The 14,555-nt window shown below is 71.2% G+C and carries 17 protein-coding genes; 12 read left to right on the top strand and 5 right to left on the bottom strand.

The features are described 5' to 3' along the window. Nucleotides 1-63: 63 nt before the first annotated feature. On the bottom strand, nt 64-579 hold the full coding sequence (locus tag LG395_RS04270) for a DUF4232 domain-containing protein (RefSeq protein WP_225808500.1): 516 nt from the start codon (nt 577-579) through the stop codon (nt 64-66). A 133-nt stretch (nt 580-712) separates the two neighbouring features. Next, nucleotides 713-1,222: a hypothetical protein gene (locus tag LG395_RS04265; RefSeq protein ID WP_372463204.1), complete on the bottom strand. Its 510-nt coding sequence runs from the start codon at nt 1,220-1,222 to the stop codon at nt 713-715. Nucleotides 1,223-1,439: 217 nt separating this feature from the next. On the opposite strand from LG395_RS04265, the gene LG395_RS04260 reads away from it, so the two are divergent. The 4 genes from LG395_RS04260 (at nt 1,440) to LG395_RS04245 (ending at nt 3,056) form a co-directional block, all read left to right on the top strand. Then, nucleotides 1,440-1,814: a VOC family protein gene (locus tag LG395_RS04260; protein WP_225808499.1), complete on the top strand. Its 375-nt coding sequence runs from the start codon at nt 1,440-1,442 to the stop codon at nt 1,812-1,814. 7 nt (nt 1,815-1,821) lie between these two features. Next, nucleotides 1,822-2,169 (top strand): ArsR/SmtB family transcription factor, encoded by a 348-nt coding sequence (locus tag LG395_RS04255; RefSeq protein ID WP_171154106.1) that lies wholly within the window; start codon nt 1,822-1,824, stop codon nt 2,167-2,169. Next, on the top strand, nt 2,166-2,639 hold the full coding sequence (locus tag LG395_RS04250) for an SRPBCC family protein (protein ID WP_171154105.1): 474 nt from the start codon (nt 2,166-2,168) through the stop codon (nt 2,637-2,639). Before LG395_RS04255 ends, LG395_RS04250 begins: the two co-directional genes overlap by 4 nt. A 147-nt stretch (nt 2,640-2,786) precedes the next feature. Further along, the gene (locus LG395_RS04245) at nt 2,787-3,056 is read left to right on the top strand and encodes a DUF397 domain-containing protein (protein WP_030781778.1); all 270 of its coding nucleotides are present in this window, start codon (nt 2,787-2,789) and stop codon (nt 3,054-3,056) included. Nucleotides 3,057-3,165: 109 nt separating this feature from the next. Here the strand turns inward: LG395_RS04245 and LG395_RS04240 are convergent, their stop codons facing one another. Then, a complete protein-coding gene (locus LG395_RS04240) occupies nt 3,166-3,639 on the bottom strand; it encodes an ATP-binding protein (protein WP_171154103.1) in 474 nt (157 codons plus the stop codon). A 353-nt stretch (nt 3,640-3,992) separates the two neighbouring features. Between LG395_RS04240 and LG395_RS04235 the strand changes: the two genes are divergently transcribed. The 6 genes from LG395_RS04235 to LG395_RS04210 all read left to right on the top strand — a co-directional run bounded on the left by LG395_RS04235 (nt 3,993) and on the right by LG395_RS04210 (nt 9,599). Next, nucleotides 3,993-4,829 carry a Sco1979 family transcriptional regulator gene (locus LG395_RS04235; RefSeq protein WP_505016504.1) on the top strand — a complete coding sequence of 279 codons (837 nt, stop codon included), beginning with the start codon at nt 3,993-3,995 and terminating at the stop codon, nt 4,827-4,829. Nucleotides 4,830-4,916: 87 nt separating this feature from the next. After that, nucleotides 4,917-6,377, top strand: a complete 1,461-nt coding sequence (locus LG395_RS04230) for an aldehyde dehydrogenase family protein (protein WP_171154100.1) — start codon at nt 4,917-4,919, stop codon at nt 6,375-6,377. 179 nt (nt 6,378-6,556) lie between these two features. Beyond that, on the top strand, nt 6,557-7,105 hold the full coding sequence (locus LG395_RS04225; protein ID WP_171154098.1) for a DinB family protein: 549 nt from the start codon (nt 6,557-6,559) through the stop codon (nt 7,103-7,105). A gap of 24 nt (nt 7,106-7,129) precedes the next feature. Further along, nucleotides 7,130-7,771 carry a PadR family transcriptional regulator gene (locus tag LG395_RS04220; RefSeq protein ID WP_225808498.1) on the top strand — a complete coding sequence of 214 codons (642 nt, stop codon included), beginning with the start codon at nt 7,130-7,132 and terminating at the stop codon, nt 7,769-7,771. Nucleotides 7,772-7,863: 92 nt separating this feature from the next. Further along, nucleotides 7,864-8,841 carry an ATP-binding cassette domain-containing protein gene (locus LG395_RS04215; RefSeq protein ID WP_225808497.1) on the top strand — a complete coding sequence of 326 codons (978 nt, stop codon included), beginning with the start codon at nt 7,864-7,866 and terminating at the stop codon, nt 8,839-8,841. 29 nt (nt 8,842-8,870) lie between these two features. Beyond that, nucleotides 8,871-9,599, top strand: a complete 729-nt coding sequence (locus LG395_RS04210) for an ABC transporter permease (RefSeq protein ID WP_263982160.1) — start codon at nt 8,871-8,873, stop codon at nt 9,597-9,599. A gap of 64 nt (nt 9,600-9,663) precedes the next feature. Here LG395_RS04210 and gad read toward each other — a convergent pair whose 3' ends face one another. Together gad and LG395_RS04200 are read right to left on the bottom strand one after the other, a co-directional pair. Further along, nucleotides 9,664-11,070 carry a glutamate decarboxylase gene (gene gad, locus LG395_RS04205; RefSeq protein ID WP_171154091.1) on the bottom strand — a complete coding sequence of 469 codons (1,407 nt, stop codon included), beginning with the start codon at nt 11,068-11,070 and terminating at the stop codon, nt 9,664-9,666. A gap of 59 nt (nt 11,071-11,129) precedes the next feature. Further along, a complete protein-coding gene (locus LG395_RS04200; protein WP_225808495.1) occupies nt 11,130-12,416 on the bottom strand; it encodes an ion channel protein in 1,287 nt (428 codons plus the stop codon). Between the two features lie 127 nt (nt 12,417-12,543). Between LG395_RS04200 and LG395_RS04195 the strand changes: the two genes are divergently transcribed. Together LG395_RS04195 and LG395_RS04190 are read left to right on the top strand one after the other, a co-directional pair. Then, a complete protein-coding gene (locus LG395_RS04195) occupies nt 12,544-13,308 on the top strand; it encodes a MerR family transcriptional regulator (protein WP_225808494.1) in 765 nt (254 codons plus the stop codon). A 151-nt stretch (nt 13,309-13,459) separates the two neighbouring features. Next, the gene (locus tag LG395_RS04190) at nt 13,460-14,548 is read left to right on the top strand and encodes a DedA family protein (protein WP_225808493.1); all 1,089 of its coding nucleotides are present in this window, start codon (nt 13,460-13,462) and stop codon (nt 14,546-14,548) included. Nucleotides 14,549-14,555: the final 7 nt, after the last annotated feature.

Below are 14,555 nucleotides of genomic sequence, written 5' to 3'. Positions count from 1 at the left end.
CCGCCCGGTCGCCGACTTGTTCTCACGCCCGCCAGGCCAGTCGCCGCCGCGAGCCCTCGTTCCTCAGTCGCCCACCTGCTGGAAGGCGCTCACGGAGGCGTCCGGGGCGGTTCCGGAGGACTTGGCCGCGACCGGGCCGTACTTCCACGGGAAGGTCCGGCCGGTGTCCGAGCCGGGCAGGGTGATCTTCACGGTCTGCGCGGCCAGGGCGTTCTTGGTGCCCTCCGCCCCGCGTACGTAGCTGATCGAGAAGGACGCCGAGTCACCCTTGGCCAGCTTCAGCTTCTGGGCCTTCGCGCCCTTCAGTACGGGTACCCGGGTCGTGGTGCCGCCGCCGTTCAGCGCGACCGCCGGGAAGTCGTCCAGGGTGCAGGGAGTGCTCTGATTGGTGATGCTGACCGGGATCTCGCCGGTGTCCCCGGCGGCCGGGGCCACGCTCGCCGCCCCGATCTGCAACGAGACCCCGCCGATCTCGCAGGCGGAGCCGCTCTTGCCGTTCTTCTCGCCACCGCCGTCGTTGCAGGCGGTCAGCAGCAGAGCGGCGGTGAGAGCGGTGACGGTGAGCGGAATGGCGCGCATGAGCAGGTTCCCATCGAGGTGGTGACGGTCTCCCCCGCATCATGGCCCCTGCGACCGGGACGCCATCACGCACCCCGGCCCGATTCACCACTTCAGATGGTGCTCGGCGGCTTCGGGCGCGGAGAAAGCGTCCTCACTGCCGCACCGGCGCCGTCGGCAGTCCCGACGGCAGCTTCCCGCCCTCCGCCTTGGTGTACGTCTCCTGGCCGGCCTTGCCCGACCAGGTCACCTTGAGCGTCGTGCCGTCGACCGAGTCGACCATGCCGGTGGTGCGCCCCTCGTCCCCGCCGGCGCACGTCAGGTGGATCATCTGCATGCCGTTCTCGGCGCCCGCCGTCCCACTGCACATGGTCCCGCCGGTCGCGAAGATCCCGGCCTTCTTCCCGGTGACGACCAGGGCCACGATCTTGCCGCCGGCGGTGGTGATCCAGCTGCCCTGGAGCTTGGCGGAGCCACCCGTGGGGGAGTCCGCGTCCGGCGACGGGGCCGCGGTCGCGCTCTTCGAGGGTGACGCCGAGGTGTCCTCGCCGCCCCCGGAACCGCCGCCGCACGCCGTGAGCGCCAGCGCGCCCGCCAGCCCGGCGGCCAGGGCCACGCCCCGCCCTCGCGCGGTCGCCCGCACCCTCGCAGTCGCAGTAGTCACCGGAAGCTCCCTCAGCGATAGCGGCCGGCCGCCCTCGCCGGACGGCCCGCAGCGCAAGCTACCAGCAGCCGGCGGAGGGACTTCCGTACGCGGGGCGGTATCCCCGGTGGGCGCGCGTCAAGGCGGCGCACTGCCGGGCGCAGGGCACCGGACGCCGGACAGGTAGGAGAATCCCTACGCTTGACTGGTAGGGAACTGCCTACCTATTGTCGGCGGCATGAGCATCACGCACGCCTCTTTCGTCACGCTCCCCGTCGCCGACCAGGACCGCGCGCTGCGCTTCTACCGCGACGTCCTCGGCTTCGAGGTCACCGTCGACCGGGAGATGCCCCAGGGCCGCTGGCTCCAGGTGGCGCCCGAGGGCGCCCAGACCGTCTTCACGCTCTCGGGGCCCGGCATGGGCGGTTTCGAGCCCGGTTCCGCGCGGGGGATCATGTTGGTCACGACCGATGTCGACGCCGACTGCGCCCGGCTGGTCGCGGCGGGCGCCCAGGTGCGGGGGCCGGACGACGTCCCCTGGGGGCGGATGGCCTCCTTCACCGACCCCGACGGCAACGGTCTGCTGCTGCTGACGGAGAAGGAAGGCTTCTGACCGCTCGATGAACGGGACGGGTACCGCCGCCGAGGACCGCGTCTTCGCCGCGCTCGCCAACGCCACCCGGCGCGAGGTGCTGCGGTTGCTGCGCGAGCGCGGGCCGCAGCCCGTACAGGCCCTGGCCGACCACTTCGACATGCGCCGCCCGAGCCTGTCGGAACACCTCAAGGTGCTCAGGGAGGCCGGCCTCGTCTCCGAGCGGCGTTCCGGACGGCAGCGTCTCTACCGCCTGGAGGCGGCGCCGCTCGCCGATGTGCAGGACTGGCTCCATCCGTACGAGCGGTTCTGGCGCGAGAGGCTGAAGGGCCTCGGTGATCTCCTCGACCGCATGCCCGACGATGAGCGGTCATGAGCTCAGCCCCCGGACCCGGCGCGGACGACCTGACCACGATCCGCGTCGACCAGTTCTTCCCGCATCCCCCCGCCAAGGTCTGGCGAGCCCTGACCGACCCCGGCCTGCTGGCCCGCTGGCAGATGCCCGGCGCCGAGGACTTCCGGCTCCGGGTCGGCCACCGGTACCGGATGACCTCCGTCCCCCGTCCCAACGCCCGCTTCTCGGGCGTCGTAGAGGTGGAGGTGCTGGCCTACGACACCGAGCGGATGCTGTCCCTCCGCTGGGCGGATGCCGATCCGGCCAACCCGGCCGACTGGACGATCACCTGGACACTGGAACACGAGGGGCGCGGTACGCGTCTCTTCCTAGTGCACGAGGGGTTCGATCCGGACGACCCCGCCCAGCTGATGGCGCGCAAGATCATGGGCGGGGGCTGGAGAGGGCATGTCCTGCCCGCTCTGGGGCAGGCGCTGGAGCGGCTTCGGTAAAACGGGCGTCAAGGCTGTAACCGTGGCACCACTCCCCGTGCACGTGCATTTGCTCATGCACCTGCACGTGAACAGAGCTATGATCCGGGTCAGTTGAATACAGCATCTATGGCCTCACCAGCCAGTGCACCACTCGGGGAGCGACCTGTGGACCGCGACGTTGACGGCGTGTACGGGGGGTACGACGTGTACAACGGCATGGCTGCCACGCAGCTGGACGGAGTGGCCTGGCAGAAGAGCAGGCACAGCAATTCGCAGGGGTCCTGCGTGGAGTTCGCGCGGCTGCCGGGCGGCGACGTCGCCGTACGCAACTCGCGCTTCCCGGACGGGCCGGCGCTCGTCTACACGCGCGCGGAGATCGAGGCCATGCTCCTGGGCGTCAAGGACGGCGAGTTCGACCATCTGATCGCGAGCTGACGCCGTCGCTCCGCTCTCGCCGCGCCGGTGGCAACGATGTCGGCGGGGCGAGCCGACGCGGACCGGTGGACGCGCGTAGAACCGGCGCGCCCGCCCGTGCCCTGCCGGATCAGCCGGCCGTGTGCAGCCGGAACAGCGCCCAGACCACCTTGCCGTCGAGCGTGCCCGCGAGCGGGTGCCAGCCCCAGCTGTCGGCGAAGGAGTCGACCAGGAACAGGCCGCGGCCCGACTCGGCCGAGAAGTCGTCCGAGTCCCGCGGGGCCGGGCTCTCGTGGCTCGGGTCGCGCACCGCGCACACCAGCCGCTCGGTCCAGCGCATCAGGTGCAGCCGTACGGACGGGTGCGCCTCGCCCCCGCGCGGCGCGGCCGGTACCGCGTGGCGCAGCGCGTTGGTGACCAGCTCGGAGACGACGAGGCAGATGTCGTCGAAGCGGTCACCGACGTCCCACTGCTCCAGGGTGCACCGGGTGAAGCGCCGGGCCTCGCGCACCGCCTCGAACCGGGCGGGAAGGGCGCAGGAGGCGGCATCGGACACGGCCGCGGGATCCAGCGGCGGAAGGCCCTGCCGTAACGGCTTGAGCATGGTCGATCCATTCGTCCCCATGCGAGGCACTCCCGGGAATTCGCGGTCGTTGCGATGCAGCGGTGGCGCGGCACCATGGTTTCGGATGCGCACAACAGATGCAAGGGCAGATGCACGTGCACGCGACCGAAATGACACTGCCCGTACCGCTTCTTGGCCATTTTTTCTGCCATCTTCACGCCGTTCCCGCCAGAGGTCCGGACCTCTGACCGGTCCGCCCCGGGTGGAAATGGGCGGGCTCTTTCCGTTTCCGTAACCGGACGAGTACTGCTCGAAGTGTTTTAGTGGCAGACTTCGGCCCCTGAAGACGGTTGGGGAGGCTGGCGAAAGTGAGCGCGGGAGAGCCCGGATCGGTGGTGCGGCGGATGCTGCTCGGCTCGCAACTCAGGCGACTGCGGGAAGCGCGGGGGATCACGCGTGAGGCGGCGGGGTACTCGATCCGCGCCTCGGAGTCGAAGATCAGCCGGATGGAGCTGGGCCGGGTGAGCTTCAAGACGAGGGACGTCGAGGACCTGCTGACGCTGTACGGCATCACGGACGAGGCGGAGCGCGAGTCGCTGCTCTCCCTTGCCCGGGAGGCCAACGTGGCGGGCTGGTGGCACAGCTACACCGACGTCCTGCCCAGCTGGTTCCCCACCTACGTGGGCCTGGAGGGCGCCGCCTCCCTGATCCGCGCCTACGAGGTGCAGTTCGTGCACGGTCTGCTGCAGACCGAGGAGTACGCCCGCGCGGTGGTCCGGCGCGGCATGCGGGGCGCGAGCGTCGCCGACGTCGAACGCCGGGTCGCGCTGCGCCTGGAGCGGCAGAAGTACCTGCTCGCCGACAACGCCCCCGAGTTCCACATCGTCCTGGACGAGGCCGCCCTGCGCCGCCCCTACGGGGACCGCGAGGTGATGCGCGGCCAGCTCCAGCACCTGATCGACGTCTCCGAGCGGCCCAACGTACGGCTCCAGGTCATGCCGTTCAGCTTCGGCGGGCACGCCGGCGAGAGCGGCGCGTTCACCATCCTCAGCTTCCCCGAGTCCGACCTGTCCGACGTGGTCTACCTGGAGCAGCTCACCAGCGCCCTCTACCTGGACAAGCGCGAGGACGTCGCCCAGTACGAGCAGGCCCTGAAGGAACTCCAGCAGGACAGCCCCGGCCCGGACGAGAGCCGCGACGTCCTGCGCGGTCTGCTGCAACTGTCCTGACGAGCCCCAACTCCGGTGACTCGCAAGTAGGATGACGCTCGATCAGCCCCGGCGCGGATCTGTGGCCGCTAGCGATTGAGGGATCACATGTCGTCCTACTTCACCGACCTGGCCCGGCAGTACATCGACGGCGAGTGGCGGCCGGGCACCGGCTCCTGGGACGTCATCGACTTCAACCCCTACGACGACGAGAAGCTGGCCTCGATCACGGTGGCCACGGTCGACGAGGTGGACGAGGCCTACCAGGCCGCCGCCCGCGCCCAGCGCAAGTGGGCCGAGACCAACCCCTACACCCGGCGCGCGGTCTTCGAGCGGGCCCTGAGGCTGATAGAGGACCGCGAACAGGAGATAGCCGACCTGATCATCGCGGAGCTGGGCGGCACGCGCGTCAAGGCCGGCTTCGAGCTGCACCTCGCCAAGGAGTTCCTGCGCGAGTCGGTCCACCTCGCGCTGCGCCCCGAGGGCCGGATCCTGCCCTCCCCGACCGAGGGCAAGGAGAACCGTGTCTACCGGGTGCCGGTCGGCGTCGTGGGCGTCATCAGCCCCTTCAACTTCCCGTTCCTGCTGTCGCTGAAGTCGGTCGCGCCGGCCCTCGCGCTCGGCAACGCCGTGGTGCTCAAGCCGCACCAGAACACCCCGATCGCCGGCGGCACCCTCCTCGCGAAGATCTTCGAGGACGCCGGGTTGCCCGGCGGCCTGCTCAACGTCGTCGTCACCGACATCGCCGAGATCGGTGACGCGTTCCTGGAGCACCCCGTCCCGAAGGTCATCTCCTTCACCGGTTCGGACAAGGTCGGCCGGCACGTCGCCACCGTCTGCGCCCGGCACTTCAAGCGCGCGGTGCTCGAACTGGGCGGCAACAGCGCTCTGGTGGTGCTGGACGACGCCGACATCGACTACGCGGTGGACGCGGCCGTCTTCAGCCGGTTCGTGCACCAGGGCCAGGTCTGCATGGCCGCCAACCGGGTCCTCGTGGACGCGTCCGTGGCCGAGGAGTTCACCGAGAAGTTCGTCGCCAAGGTGCGCACCCTCAAGGTCGGCGACCCGCGCGACCCGGAGACCGTGATCGGGCCGGTGATCAACACCGCGCAGGCCAACGCCGTCTCGGGCACCGTGGAGCAGGCGCTCGCCGAGGGCGCCACCGCCCTGGTGCGCGGCACCGCCACCAACAACCTGGTCGGGCCGACCGTGCTGACCGGCGTGCCCGCCGGCTCCCCGCTGCTCAGGCAGGAGGTCTTCGGCCCGGTCGTCTTCCTGGTCCCGTTCGAGGGGGAGGAGGAGGCGGTCCGGATCGTCAACGACACCCCGTACGGTCTGAGCGGCGCCGTCCACACGGCCGACGTCGAGCGGGGCGTGGCCTTCGCCAAGCGGATCGACACCGGCATGTTCCATGTGAACGACGGCACGGTCCACGACGAGCCGATCGTGCCCTTCGGCGGGGAGAAGCACTCCGGTCTCGGCCGTCTCAACGGCGAGACCACGCTGGAGGCGTTCACCACGGTGAAGTGGATCTCGGTGCAGCACGGGCGCAGCGCGTTCCCGTTCTGACCGCGCCCCTCGTCGTTCCGCGCCCCTGTCGTCCTGCGCCCCTGTCGTCCTGCGCCACGCCTTTCCGGCGTCCTTACCGCGCGCGGCCCCTTGCGGACAGCACCTGACCGCAAGGGCCCGTAGCGTCGTCGGTGTCGGGGGAACGGCCCCGGCACCGGTCCGACGAAAGGCGGCACGCCATGGTCACGCACGTTGCGGCGGAGACGGACGGCGACGAGCGCGGGGCGCTGCTCGCGTTCATCGAGGAACAGCGCGGAGGCATCCGCCGGGCACTGCTCGGGCTGACCGAGGAGCAGGCCCGTACACGCCCCAGCGTCAGCGAGCTGTCCCTGGGCGGTCTGCTCAAGCACGTCGCCGAGGTGGAGCAGAGCTGGATCGCACGGGCGAAGCAGGAGCCGCCGGCGGTGCGGCGCGACCAGTCGAACTGGCACGAGACCTTCCGGCTGGCCGAAGACGAGACGGTGGCCTCGCAGCTGGCGTACTGGGAGCAGGTGGCCGCCGAGACGGAGAAGTTCATCCGCTCGGCGCCCAGCCTGGACGACACCTTCCCGCTGCCGCCCGACCCCTGGTTCCCGCCGGAGGGCCGTGTGTCGCTGCGCTGGCTGTGTCTGCACCTGATCCGGGAGACGGCCCGGCACGCCGGCCACGCCGACATCATCCGCGAGTCCCTGGACGGGAAGACGGCCTTCGAGCTCGTGGCGCAGGAGCGGGGCGGCTCCTGGGGGTGATCGCGGGGTCCTAACCTGGACCTCATGTCAGCGATCCGTCTTCTCGTGCTGGGCGCGGTCCGCCAGCACGGGCGGGCCCACGGCTACCAGGTCCGCAACGACCTGGAGTACTGGGGCGCGCACGAGTGGTCCAACGCCAAGCCGGGATCGATCTACCACGCCCTGAAGCAGATGGCCAAGCAGGGGCTGCTGCACGCGCACGAGATCGCGCCGTCCACGGCCGGCGGGCCGCCGCGGGTGGAGTACGAGATCACGGAGCCGGGCGAGGACGAGTTCTTCCGGCTGCTGCGCGAGTCCCTGGTCTCCTACGACCAGAAGATGGACATCCAGTCCGCGGCGATCGGCTTCCTGGTCGAACTGCCCCGCGCGGAGGCCCTTGAGCTGCTGCGGGAACGGATCCGCCGGATCGTCCGTTGGCGCACAGCCGTCACCGAGCACTACGTCCCCGAGGACGGTCCGGCGCAGCTCGGCCACATCGGGGAGATCATGAACCTCTGGGTCCACACGGCCGACTCCGACGCGGCCTGGACCCAGGGGCTCATCGACCGTCTGGAGGCGGGCGCGTACACCTTCGCGGGGGAGGGCGAGCCGTTCGTGGGCGTGCTCGCCGAGGGGCAGGAGAACCCGTACGCGACAGCGGAGCGGCATCCGGAGGACGACCGCTGAGCAGACAGTCGACCTAATCAAGTTTGACTAATAACTCGTCCCGGCGTTACCTTCCGAGCTACTAGTCAAACTTGACTAACCGAGGGAGCGGCATGGCCGACACGGCGATCACGGTCGAGGGCGTACGCAAGACCTACGGCGGCAGACCCGCCCTGGACGGGCTCGACCTGCACGTCACGCGCGGCACCGTGCACGCGGTGCTCGGCCCGAACGGCGCGGGCAAGACCACCCTGGTCCGCATCCTGTCCACCCTGCTCAGACCCGACAGCGGGCGCGTCCGGGTCGCCGGGCACGACGTGCCGGCCGACGCCCGCGCGGTCCGCCGGCGCATCGGTCTGCTGGGCCAGCACGCGGCCCTGGACGAGCAGCTCGACGGCCGGCAGAACCTGGAGATGTTCGCCCGCCTGCACCACCTCGGCGCCCGCCACGCGCGCGTGCGCGCCACGGAACTCCTGGAGCGCTTCGGCCTCACCGGCACCGGGCGGAGGCCGGTCGCCCGCTACAGCGGCGGCATGCGCCGCCGGCTGGACCTGGCCGCCTCCCTGATCACCGACCCCGCCGTGCTGATCCTGGACGAGCCCACCACCGGCCTCGACCCCCGCGGCCGGGCCGAGGTGTGGGCCTCCGTCCGCTCCCTGGTCGACGGCGGTACGACGGTCCTGCTCACCACCCAGTACCTGGAGGAGGCCGACCAGCTCGCCCACCGCGTCGCCTTCGTGGACCGGGGGCGGGTCGTCGCCGGCGGCACCCCCGAGGACCTCAAGAGCCTCACCGGCGGGGACCGCGTCGACGTCGTCCTGCGCGACGCGGACCGGCTGGCCGACGCGGTGGCCGTACTGCCCCTGCCCGGGGTCACCGTCGACGCCGACCGCCGGCTGCTCAGCGCCCCGGTCACCGACCGCATGGCCGCCCTCTCCGGGGTCGTACGGGCCCTGGAGGCCGCCGGCGTCGAGGCCGCGGACATCGTGCTGCGCCGCCCCACCCTGGACGAGGTGTTCCTGCACCTCACCGGCGACGCGGAGCGGCACGCGGAGGGCGGCGCGGACGGCCGGGCGCAGGAGGCCGCGTGAGCGCGCACGTCCTGACCGATTCCTGGACCATGACCCGGCGCGAACTCGCCCACTGGGTGCGGCGGCCCGGTCAGCCGCTGGTCGCACTGGTCTTCCCGGTGATGCTGCTGCTGATGTTCGGCTACCTGGTCGGCGGCGGCCGGGGGGTGACCGGTGACTACCTCGACTTCCTGGTGCCGGGCATGCTCGTGCTCACCATGGCCTTCGGTCTGGAGGGCACCATGCTCGCGGTCACCCAGGACCTCGACCGGGGCGTGATCGACCGCTTCCGTTCCCTCCCGATGACGGACGGCGCGGTGCTCGTGGGCCGGTCGGTCGCCGACATGCTCCAGTCCGCGGTCGGGCTCGCCCTGCTGACCGGGGTGTCGTACGCGCTGGGCTGGCGGGCGCACGGCGGCCCCGGTGCCTACGCGGCCGCCGCCGGCCTGCTCCTGCTGCTCCGTTTCGCGATGCTCTGGATCGGCATCTGTCTCGCCCTGCTCGCCGGCCGCCCGGAGATGGTGCAGGCCGTGCAGATCCTCGTCTGGCCGGCCGGCTTCCTCTCCAACGCCTTCGCCGTACCCGCGTCCATGCCCGACTGGCTGGGCACGGCCGTCGAGTGGAACCCGCTGTCCCAGACCGCGACGGCCGTACGGCACCTGCTGGGCGGCCCCGGCGGCGCACCGGGGCACCTGTGGCCGGCCGTCCTCTGGCCGCTCGCCCTGCTGGCGGTGTTCTTCCCGCTGGCCGTACGGACGTTCGCGCGCCTGGGCCGCTGAGGCCTTTCGTCCGGATCGACGACCTGATCCAGACGAAAGGCCCTGGGCCCGCCACCGGAGGGTCCTAGTGGTGGAATCCGGTGGCCGCCCCCTTGTCGCGGGTCAGGGGGTGCGGCTGCCGGCGCAGATCCGGCAGCAGGCGGGCCAGGTCGTCCAGGAACAGGTCGGCGAGGTCGTGCGAGAAGCCGTTGCGGCACACGATCCGCAGCACGGACAGGTCCTCGCGGTTGGCCGGGAAGGTGTAGGCGGGCACCAGCCAGCCGCCCTCGCGCAGCCGCCGGGAGACGTCGAAGACGTCGTAGGAGGTGACGTGCTCGGCGGTGGTCAGCGCGAACACGGGGAGCTGGTCCCCGCGCGTGAGCAGCCGGAAGTCACCGAGCTCCTCGATCCGGGAGGCGAGCGAGGTCGCCACGTCCCGCGTCGACTGCTGCACCGCCCGGTAACCCTCCCGGCCCAGCCGCAGGAACGTGTAGTACTGCGCCACCACCTGGGCGCCGGGCCGGGAGAAGTTCAGCGCGAAGGTCGGCATGTCGCCGCCCAGGTAGTTCACCCGGAAGACCAGCTCCTCGGGCAGTGCCTCCTTGTCCCGCCACAGCGCCCAGCCGACGCCCGGGTACACCAGCCCGTACTTGTGCCCGGAGGTGTTGATCGACGCCACGCGCGGCAGGCGGAAGTCCCACACCAGGTCCTCGTCCAGGAAGGGCGCCACCATCCCGCCGGACGCGCCGTCCACGTGGACCGGGATGTCGAGCCCGGTGCGCTCCTGGAGGGCGTCCAGGGCCGCGCACAGGTCGGCGACCGGCTCGTAGGAGCCGTCGAAGGTCGAGCCCAGGATGCCGACGACCCCGATGGTGTTCTCGTCGCACAGTTCGACGGCCGCCTGCGGGTCCAGGTGGAAGCGGTCGCCCTCCATCGGGACCAGCCGGGCCTCCACCTCCCAGAAGTTGCAGAACTTCTCCCAGCACACCTGGACGTTGACGCCCATGACCAGATTGGGCCGCGCGCCCGGATAGCGGTCGGCGTTCCGCTTCGCCCAGCGCCGCTTCAGCGCCATCCCGGCGAGCATGCACGCCTCGCTCGACCCGGTCGTCGAACAGCCGACGGCCGCCGACGGGTCCGGCGCGTTCCACAGGTCCGCGAGCATCGCCACGCAGCGCCGCTCCAGTTCGGCCGTGCGCGGGTACTCGTCCTTGTCGATCATGTTCTTGTCCCGGCACTCGCCCATCAGCACCCCGGCCTGCGGCTCCATCCAGGTGGTGACGAAAGTGGCCAGGTTCAGCCGGGAGTTGCCGTCCAGCATCAGCTCGTCGTGCACCAGCTGGTACGCCGTGGACGGGGACATCGGGGCGTCCGGGAGCCGGTGCGTGGGCGGGGCCTCGGTCATGCCGCCGACGGGGTTGGCCTCCCCGAAGAACGGGTTGACCGACATCGTCCGCCGCTCGTGCTTGTCGGGACCTTTGTGCAGCGCCATCGGGATGTGCCTCCGGGTGAACGGGTGTCAGGGGTGAAGTGGGGGTCGGGTGGGGGGAGTCATCGGACCGGGCTCCCGTCCTGCCGCACCTGCATCTGCGGACGGCCGGTCACCAGCAGCCAGGCCGGCAGCGAGGCGACGCACAGCAGGGCGAGGGTCCCGGGAGAGGAGACCAGGACGGCGGCGGTGAACAGGCTCATCCAGCCCTGCCGGGTGATCGCCAGGAGCATGCCCAGCACGCCTGTGGCCACGCCCACCGAGAGGTGCACGGCCGGTACCAGGGCGTGGGCGCACAGGCCCAGCGCGGTGCCGACGAAGACCGCGGGGAAGATCCTGCCGCCCCGGAAGCCGCAGGACGCCGCGACGAGCAGCGCGGCCAGCTTCACCACCGTCATGGTGGCGAACTGCCCCGCCGACCAGCCCCCCGGGTCGCGGGCCAGCTGGCCGACCTGCGTCACGCCCTTGAACAGCGTCAGCTGGCCGCCCACGGCCGCCAGGGCACCCAGCACCACCCCGCCGGCCGGAAGCATGAGCATCGGGTGCCGCAGCCGCCGGAAGGCGGCGCAGACGTACGGGAAGGCACGGACGGCGCACATGCCGAGCAGCGCGGCGACCGAGGCGATCACCAGGGCCGCCAGCAGGTCGCCGGCGCGCGGGTGGCTCAGGGGCGGCAGTTTCAGGTCGAAGGTCGGACGGGCCGCCAGGGCCGTCGTGATCGCCCCGCACGTGCCCGCGGTCAGCGGCGCGAACACGTTGTCCCACAGCCGGCCCGGCATCGGCTGCCCCGCCAGCGCCTCGGAGATCACCAGTGCCGCCGCCACCGGCGTGCCGAACAGCGCGCCGATCGTCGCCGCCTCCGCCAGCACCGGCCACAGCGCGCCCGGTGTCCGGGGCAGGAAGCGCGCCCCCAGCCAGGCGGCGAGGCTCACGTTGACCGCGATGACCGGGTTCTCCGGGCCGAGGCTCGGGCCGCCGGCCAGCATGAGCGCGGTGGCCAGCACCAGGCCCGGCAGAACGGCAGGCGGCAGCACCGGCGCGTCCAGTCCGACGGTGGCCGGGTCGGGGCCGGCGTGGCCGGGCGCCTTCCAGACCACCAGCCCGACGGCGATCCCGGTCGCCACGAGCACGACGAACATCCACAGCACGCTGGAGCGGCCCACACCGAGGGCGTCCGGCAGCGGCCCCCACAGCAGGCGCTGGAGCTTCTCCCCGGCCGTGCTCACCCCGACGAAGACGAGGCTCGCGGCCACGCCCACGAGGGCGGCGGGCAGGATGAACGGCAGCAGAGCCCGTGCCGGGGCGGTCGGAGCGCTCGGGGGCGCCTGCTGCGTCGTCTCCTGGGCCACGGCCTCACCATAAGCGGACGAAACACCCGCAACATCCGGAATCGCAGCCTCCATGACGTGCTGTCGGCTTGCACCTCACGCGACGTGAGGCCGCAGCGTGGGGCGTACCGACGACAAGGAGCGGAAAGTGAGCTACTCCGTGGGACAGGTCGCGGGGTTCGCCGGCGTCACGGTGCGCACCCTGCACCACTACGACGAGATCGGCCTGCTCGTGCCCAGCGAGCGGACGTACGCCGGCCACCGGCGCTACGGCGACACCGACCTCGACCGGCTCCAGCAGATCCTGTTCTACCGCGAGCTCGGCTTCCCGCTCGACGAGGTCGCGGCCCTGCTCGACGACCCGGACGCGGACCCGCGCACACACCTGCGCCGCCAGTACGACCTGCTGAGCGCCCGGATCGAGAAGCTGCAGAAGATGGCCGCGGCCGTGGAGCACGCCTTGGAGGCACGCACGATGGGTATCGACCTGACGCCGGAGGAACGGTTCGAGGTCTTCGGGGACAAGGACCCCGAGCGGTACGCCGAGGAGGCCGAGCAGCGCTGGGGCGGCACCGAGGCGTACGCCGAGTCACGCCGCCGCGCCGCGACGTACACCAAGGAGGACTGGAAGCGCATCCAGGCCGAGGTGGACGACTGGGGCGAGCGGTACGCCGCCCTGGTCGCCGCCGGCGAGCGGCCGGCCGGCGAGGCGGCCATGGACCTGGCCGAGGAACACCGGCGGCACATCGGCCGGTACTACTTCGAGGTCCCCTACGAGATGCACCGGTGCTTCGCGGAGATGTACGTCTCCGACGAGCGCTTCAAGGCGTTCTACGACGCCATGCGTCCCGGCCTCGCCGAACACCTGCGCGAGGCGATCCTCGCCAACGCGGACCGGCACACCGCCTCCTGACGTCCGTGCCCGGGCCGGCTCCCCCGGCCCGGGCACCCCACGGTGCGGCGGTGGAACCCGGGGTGGTCCCCTTACGTTGATAGTTTTGTACGGCGCCCCATCGACGTTCAGCCGCCGTAGCCGCCTTCACCTCTCAGGAGCCGGACCCGTTATGACACTCGCCCTCGGCCCGAGCTGGCTGGATCCCAACTATCTGCTCGACACGTACAGCATCTGGGGTCTGCTGCTCATCGTCTTCGCCGAGTCCGGCCTGCTCATCGGCTTCTTCCTGCCGGGTGACTCGCTGCTGTTCACGTGCGGCCTGCTGATCACGTCCGGGGACCTCGACTTCCCGCTGTGGGCAGCGATCGCGCTGATCTGCCTCGCCGCGATCCTCGGCGACCAGGCGGGCTACATGTTCGGCAAGAAGGTCGGCCCGTCCCTGTTCAACCGGCCGGACTCCCGGCTCTTCAAGCAGGAGAACGTCACCAAGGCGCACGAGTTCTTCGAGAAGTACGGCCCGAAGTCCCTGGTCCTGGCCCGCTTCGTGCCGATCGTGCGCACGTTCACGCCGATCATCGCGGGCGTCAGCGGCATGAAGTACCGCTCGTTTTTGACCTTCAACGTCATCGGCGGTGTGCTGTGGGGCGCGGGCGTCACCCTGCTCGGCTCCTGGCTCGGCAACATCGGCTTCGTCAAGAAGAACATCGAGGCGATCCTGATCCTGATCGTCCTCGTCTCGGTCATCCCGATCGCGATCGAGTACCTGCGGGCGCGCGGCAAGAGCAAGAAGGCCGGGCAGAGCACCCCGGAGCCCGCGCGGCAGCCCGCCTACCAGCAGGCCCAGCCCGTGCACCGGCAGCCGCAGTACCAGCACCCCCCGGTCATGGACGACGCCACGACCCGCCTGCGGCGCGTCGAGCCCGAGCAGCCGTACACCCCGCAGTACGAGCAGCCGTACCAGCAGCCCCAGCAGCCCCGGCAGCCGCGGCAGCAGGACTGGAACCAGGGCTACGACAACCAGGGCCACGGCCATCAGGGCTACGACGACCAGGGCCACGGCCACCAGGACTACGGCAACCAGCGCTACGCCAACCAGGGCTACGACGCCGGCCAGTCCTACGGCCGGCAGCAGTACCCGCAGCAGCACGCGGACCAGTACGACCGCAGCCAGTACGACCCCAGCCAGTACGACCCGAACCAGTACGACCCGAACCAGTACGACCCGAACCAGCGCCCGTACGACAACCGCGGCCACTGACCGGGGC

The organism is Streptomyces spinosus, assembly GCF_020400655.1.
GTDB classification, from domain to species: domain Bacteria; phylum Actinomycetota; class Actinomycetes; order Streptomycetales; family Streptomycetaceae; genus Streptomyces; species Streptomyces argyrophylli.
Note: the sequence above shows the minus strand (reverse complement) of the source record. Positions and strands in the feature narration are given on the sequence as shown.